This is a genomic window from Luteolibacter sp. (assembly GCF_058122085.1).
The window spans coordinates 1-5,883 of record NZ_JBIKBQ010000162.1 but is presented as its reverse complement, the minus strand read 5'-3'; the positions used below and the strand labels follow the sequence as shown (position 1 = coordinate 5,883).

Here is a 5,883-nt window from a genome sequence, read left to right as displayed (position 1 = left end):
GGCCGACAGCCGGGTCGCCATCGCCTCGCTGGCCATGGGCGTCCTCAACCAGACCCCTTACGCGTCCGATCCCAGAACCGAAAAATGGGTCGAGGAATGCATCGATGCGATGGCCGCCATGAAAGTGGAGATCGTGCTGCTGGCATTTTTTGGGGACGGCGACATCAAGGACAAGCCCGACCTTCAGGACGAGGTGATCAAACGGCTCAAACGGGTGGCCCCGAAGGCGGAAAAGGCGGGAGTCATACTGGGCTTGGAAAGCTGGCTCAACGCGGAGGAACACATCCGCATCGTGGATTCGGTGGCCTCGCCCGCGGTCAAGGTTTATTACGACGTGGCCAACATGACCACCCGCGGCTACAACCTTGAAAAGGAGATCCGCCAACTCGGACACGACCGCATCTGTCAGGTGCACTGCAAGGAGAACGATTCGCTGTTAGGCAAAGGCAAGGTCGATTTCACCAAGGTGCGCGATTCGCTCGCGGACATCAACTATAGCAACTGGCTTGTCATCGAGGGAGCAAGGGAGAACAAAAAACCGGTGGTCGATTGCTATCGTCACAATCTGGATTACCTTCGCGGCGTCTTTAATCCACGGTGATGATCCCAGAAACCGCGAATGGACACGAATAAGACTCTAAAAAGAGAGGCTTTGCGGTTTCATGGGTTTTTGGTAGTTGATTCGGAGCGCTCAACTCTTGAGTCCAGTGGCGTCGAATGATAAGGCGTTTTTCGAAGAAACCACTTCGTCCCATGTGACGGTCTCGCCGTTGCGATAGCAGGCCTCACGGGCGAGCAGGGCGAGGTAATGGCTGCGCACGCTCGGCGCGACGGTTTCCTGGGCGTAGTTGCCCTTGGTGATGTTGTCGTGGAAGGTTTTCCAGTTCTCGGTGATGCCGCGGTTGTAGATGCCGCGGACTTTCTCCTTCATGAAGCGGTCGCCATAGAATGATTCCTTGCCTCGGATCATCACCTCGCCGGAGTAATCGGCCAGCAGACTGCCCTCGCTGCCGTGGAGCCTGACATAGATGCCGTGTTGGTCCGGAAGATCGTGGCCGTCAATACGCTTGCCGCGGAACACGACTTTAAGTCCATCGCCGAAGTCATAGGTGGCGAGCCAGTGGTCTTTCACGTCGCCGGGGCGTGGATCGGGGTAGCGATCCAACAGGAAGCGGCCGCACTGGCCGGTGGCGGAGAGCGGGTTGCGGCCGATCATCAGGCTGGCCATGTCGATGGCGTGGATACTGTATTCGATGATCGACTCGCCGCAGAGGTCGCGCCACTGGAGCCAGTTCTTGAGTTTCGCCTCTTGGCTGTCCTGAGGAACCCGCAGTTCAAACGCGGGGCACGTGCCTTCGATTTCGCCGAATCCCAGCGTGCCGAGACTGCCGGCGGCGGCGAGGCGCGCGGCCTCGTTGTAGTGGGCAAGCGCGCGGGTCTGGAAATCGACGAGAACGCAGCGCTTCTTCTCGGTGGCCTTGCGGGCGGCGGCTTCGATGCGTGCGACGCCCGGTGCGTCCACGGCGATCGGTTTGGCCAGCCAGACGTGAACGCCGGCTTCGACCGCGGCTTCGACCTGTTCCGGGTGGAAATACGGTGGTGACAAGACGGCGGCGATGTCGATGCCGCCCGCATCGAGCAGTTTCTTGAAACAGTTGAGTCCGGTGTAGCGGCGGTCCGCGGGGACTTTGAATTTCTCGCCTTGGCCATCCACGGCTTCCTGAAAGTAATCCGCGAGCGCGACGATTTCGAACCGGCTGTCTTTGAGCGCCATCTCGCCGACGATGTTAGATCGTCCACCGCAGCCAATGATGCCGATGCGGAGCTTGCTGCCACCGTCGTTCTGAGCACGGGCGATGTGAGGCATGGAGACGGCCGCAGCGGCGAGGCCGGAGTGGGCGATGAAATTCCGGCGGGTGAGCGAGGTTAGATAGGTATTCATGGTTTGATAGGAAATTGCTTTTGAGATGAAGGCCGCTGAGAAAGCTCATGGGAGGACCGGAGGCGGGGAAAAGGGGGATTTGGGTAAAGCTGAAATGCTGAAAACTGAAACGCTGAAAGGAAGAATGCTCCGTGGAACGCCAGAATCTGGCGAGATTAGGAGATTTTACGACGGTTTTCATTCGCCACGAGCGTAGCTCTCCAGACCGCTTTGCCAAGATTTCTTCGACTGCGGTTTTCTGGTGGTTAGGCTTCCTGCCTGTCAGGTGTATTCGAGAACCAGGATGCGCTCGTCGTCCAGTTGGATTTCGGGTGCCTGCCATGTTTGGCTTACTTCTTCGCCAAGGCTTCGAAGCACACGTTGGTCGAACCAGTCTGGGTCGGGATCGGCTGGATCCCGGGGACGGTTGACCCAGTCGAGATCCGGTTCGTCGTCGGGGATCCATTCCTTGATGGCCTGCCACGGCGGTTAGATGGGCTCCATCGTCTCGATGTCAAAAGGTGGCGGTGGTGGACGGGGGAGCTGGATGATCACCGCCAAGCAGTGGCGAATTTTTCAATTCGACCATCCCTTGTGTAGGGACTCTGGCCAATGAGCCCGAAAGGGGACCTGGAGATCCCGTGCTTTCGCCTCAAGCGGTACCTCCGCCGCCATTTCGTGGCATCGCGCTGGACTCCGCCGGTTCGCCGACTCAAATTCCGCCCATGAAACCCCGTTTTTCCCCACCGCACGGCGCGCAAAACAAACAGGCCCGCGAAAACCGCCACGTCCAGACGGTGGAAACCATCGTTCCCTCGCTCGACGAGGACGACGTGTTGGCCATCGTCGCACAGCAGGCGGTGCCCTTCGTTTTGATCCTCGACTGCGTGCAGGACCCTCACAATCTGGGAGCCATCCTCCGCACCGCTGATGCAGCGGGCGTGCACGTGGTGGTCGCGCCCAAGGACAAGGCCGTCGGCATCACCGAGACCGTGCGCCGCGTCTCGGTGGGCGCGGCGGATCACGTGCCGTTCGCCCAAGTGACCAACCTCGCCCGGACGATGGAGAAGCTCAAGGCCGCCGGGTTGTGGCTCGTCGGCACCTCGGATCACGCGAAATCCAAGTCGATTTACGAGCTCGATCTCAAAGGCCCGCTCGCGCTCGTCCTCGGGGCCGAGGAAAAAGGCATGCGCCGCCTGACCGAGGAAAACTGTGATTTCCTCGCCTCCATCCCGATGGCCGGAAAAGTCGAGTGTCTCAACGTCTCGGTGGCCACCGGCGTCTGTTTGTTCGAGGCGGTGCGCCAGCGCCGGGTCGCCAGTGAATGAACCGGTCCGGGTGTTGTCCGACCTCCATCTCGGCCATAAAATCTGCCGCATCGGGCAAGTCTCCGCGCTTCGACCGTTGATCGCCGGAGCCGGCACGGTCATTTTCAACGGCGACACCTGGCAGGAACTCGCGCGGCCGTTTCTCGAACGCTCGACCGCGATGCTCGACGAGTTGAAATCACTCTGCCGCGAGGAAGGTGCCGAAGCGGTTTTTCTATCCGGAAATCACGATCCCGGCTGGCCCGGCCCCGGCTGGGTGGAACTGGCGGGCGGGCGGATCGTCGTCACCCACGGCGACGCCTTGTTGTTCGACGGCTCGCCGTGGAAGCGCGAGATCCTCGTTAGCGGCAAGCGGGTGATGGAGCTTTGGGACGAGCATCCCCGCGCCGACGTTGATGTGGAGGAGCGCCTGCGGGTGGCACGGAAAATCGCCCGCGAGCTTTGCTCCGTCGAGTATCCGACCGGCCGGAGATTCGTGCAGCGGGCGTGGGACGCGATCCAGCCGCCGAGGCGCGCGGTCAAGATGATTGAAGCCTGGATGACTCAAGGTCCGATGGGTGCGAAATTCTGCGAGCGCTATTTCCCGCAGGCGGAAATGCTCGTCATCGGTCATTTCCACCGCGTCGGCAGCTGGCTGAGAAACAGCCGCCGCGTGATCAACACCGGCTCGTTCACCGCTCCGGGCCGCGCCCATTGGGTGGAGTGGAACGATGGCTGGCTCAGCCGCGGCGTGATCGACGAATCCCCGGAAATGTGCCGCAAGGGCGAGACGCTCGACGTCTGGCGATTCTGAAAAAGGTGGTACACGAGGACGGGATCGAACCGCCGACCAATCCGGTGTAAGCGGACCGCTCTACCGCTGAGCTACTCGTGCAGGGGCAGGGCGGGAAGCTGCCGGGAGATTTCGCGAAGATCAAGCCCGGAGTGTTGCAGGCTTGCGGGCGCGGCGCGGCGGTGGTTTGTTCCCCGGACGAATGCATTTGCGCCTCTCAGATCAAGAACTCGCCACGCTGGTGGAAATGGTCAGCCTCGCGGCCAACGTCGCGTCGTGGAACCAGAAGGAAACCGCCAACGACCAGGTCTCGGCGTTTGAGAATCTGGAAAGCAAGATTCTCGAAAAAGCCGGCCACTCCGGGCTGGGCGACTGGATCGAGTTCGACGAGGAAACCCAGCGTTTCCGGGTGAAGGCGGAGCGGGAGGAAAACCTGTTCTATCACGAGTGCTACGAGGAGTTCCGCAACGAGAGCTTCTGGGACGAGCTGGCCGTGCGGCTCGCGGACCGCGACCTCGCACGGGCGATCGGCTTCAAGGAGTGGGAAAAACTCAGCGAGGAAGACCGCCGCGCGCGCACCGTCGCTTGGGAAAAGCGCTACTGGGAGGAGTTCTCCAAGCGCGGCGTCGAGCGCGTGGTGGTGGTGACGCCGCCCGGCGAGGGCTGAGCCGCATGCGAACGAAGTCCAATGGTCGCGCGGCGGCCGGAGTGATAGACATGTCATTTGAAACGGCCGGATTCGCCGCCGTCCGGGCGCTACGCCGGATGGCGGAATTCCCCCCAAGCTCATGCACACGCTCCTCAAACCGTCGGTCCACTGGCTCTTCGTTTTCATCCCGGAGGCCCCGCTGCCACCGTGATTCGATTCCTTCATGGTTCGCTCCTTCGTCCCAAAAAAAACCAAGATGCCAAATCGGAGCAAAGGGTAGTTGACGGCCGGGGGGATTTAATGGGATGACTATGAGTTGCAATGAGCAGAAGTCCGTAACCACAACTCCCCCCGTCATGAAACCTCGATCCTTTCGATTCAAAAATTTGACACAACCTTTCCGCGGCGCACTCGCCATCCTGTGGGTGGGCATCCTCGCTCCGGGCGCGTCAACCTTGCTAGGTCAGAATGCCCCCGCAGGCGGCAGAGCAACCACTACCACAAACACCGGACCGCAGGAGGCGTGGAGGCTCCCGAATGATCAATTGGACTCCCTGGTCGCTCCCATCGCGCTCTATCCCGATCCATTGTTGAGCCAAACGCTGGTGGCCTCCACCTATCCGCTCGAAATCATCCAGCTTCAGCAGTGGCTGGCGAGGAACAAGGATCTCAAGGATCAGGCGCTGGCCGACGCCGTGAAGAAGCAGCCTTGGGATCCCAGCATCCAGTCCATGGTCGCGGTGCCGGATGTGATCGAGCGCCTTGCCGGCAACGTGCAATGGACCACGGAACTGGGGAACGCGTTTCTGGCGCAGCCTGCGGATGTCATGGACGCCGTCCAGCGCATGCGCGCGAAGGCCCAGGGGACGAATGTGTTGGTGAGCAACACCCAGCAAACGGTCGGAACCGAAGTCGTCGAAGGCGAAAAGGTGATCGTGATCCAGCAGGCCGACCCGAAGGTGGTTTACGTCCCCTCATACGATCCGGTCGTGGTTTATGGACCACCGGTCTATCCCTATCCGTCTTATGTCTATCCCGGCTATGTGCCGGGAACGGGACTCGCCTTTGGATTGGGAATCGCTTTGGGAGCCGCATGGGGGAACGGCTGGGGATACAACTGTGGCTGGCACGGCGGTGACGTCGATATCAACGTCAACAACAACTACGTCAGGAATTCCAACATCAATAACATCAGCGGCGGAAAATGGGCGCA

At 60.7% G+C, this 5,883-nt stretch carries 6 protein-coding genes and 1 tRNA gene; 5 read left to right on the top strand and 2 right to left on the bottom strand.

Annotation, left to right across the window (positions count from 1 at the left end; genetic code table 11):
• The coding region (locus tag AC4DF4_RS17545) for a sugar phosphate isomerase/epimerase family protein (protein WP_490049403.1) at positions 1-601 on the top strand (601 nt) is incomplete at its 5' end.
• 90 nt (positions 602-691) lie between these two features.
• Here the strand turns inward: AC4DF4_RS17545 and AC4DF4_RS17540 are convergent.
• Positions 692-1,942, bottom strand: coding sequence for a Gfo/Idh/MocA family protein (locus AC4DF4_RS17540; protein WP_490049402.1), 1,251 nt, complete (start codon positions 1,940-1,942; stop codon positions 692-694).
• Positions 1,943-2,646: 704 nt separating this feature from the next.
• Between AC4DF4_RS17540 and rlmB the strand changes: the two genes are divergently transcribed.
• Positions 2,647-3,249, top strand: a complete 603-nt coding sequence (rlmB, locus tag AC4DF4_RS17535; RefSeq protein WP_490049401.1) for a 23S rRNA (guanosine(2251)-2'-O)-methyltransferase RlmB — start codon at positions 2,647-2,649, stop codon at positions 3,247-3,249.
• A 13-nt stretch (positions 3,250-3,262) separates the two neighbouring features.
• Positions 3,263-4,042, top strand: coding sequence for a metallophosphoesterase family protein (locus AC4DF4_RS17530; RefSeq protein WP_490049400.1), 780 nt, complete (start codon positions 3,263-3,265; stop codon positions 4,040-4,042).
• A 6-nt stretch (positions 4,043-4,048) separates the two neighbouring features.
• On the opposite strand, the gene AC4DF4_RS17525 is transcribed toward AC4DF4_RS17530, so the two are convergent.
• Positions 4,049-4,123, bottom strand: a tRNA-Val gene (locus AC4DF4_RS17525).
• A gap of 100 nt (positions 4,124-4,223) precedes the next feature.
• On the opposite strand from AC4DF4_RS17525, the gene AC4DF4_RS17520 reads away from it, so the two are divergent.
• Together AC4DF4_RS17520 and AC4DF4_RS17515 are read left to right on the top strand one after the other, a co-directional pair.
• Positions 4,224-4,688, top strand: coding sequence for a hypothetical protein (locus tag AC4DF4_RS17520; protein WP_488258001.1), 465 nt, complete (start codon positions 4,224-4,226; stop codon positions 4,686-4,688).
• 527 nt (positions 4,689-5,215) lie between these two features.
• Positions 5,216-5,883, top strand: a 668-nt coding sequence (locus AC4DF4_RS17515; protein ID WP_490049399.1) for a DUF3300 domain-containing protein, incomplete at its 3' end; no start/stop codon positions are given.

Bases quoted from the DNA above. Each gene is read 5' to 3' on its own strand.
- AC4DF4_RS17540 (WP_490049402.1), bottom strand. From the start codon at position 1,942: ATGAATACCTATCTAACCTCGCTCACCCGCCGGAATTTCATCGCCCAC.
- rlmB (WP_490049401.1), top strand. From the start codon at position 2,647: ATGAAACCCCGTTTTTCCCCACCGCACGGCGCGCAAAACAAACAGGCC.
- AC4DF4_RS17520 (WP_488258001.1), top strand. From the start codon at position 4,224: ATGCATTTGCGCCTCTCAGATCAAGAACTCGCCACGCTGGTGGAAATG.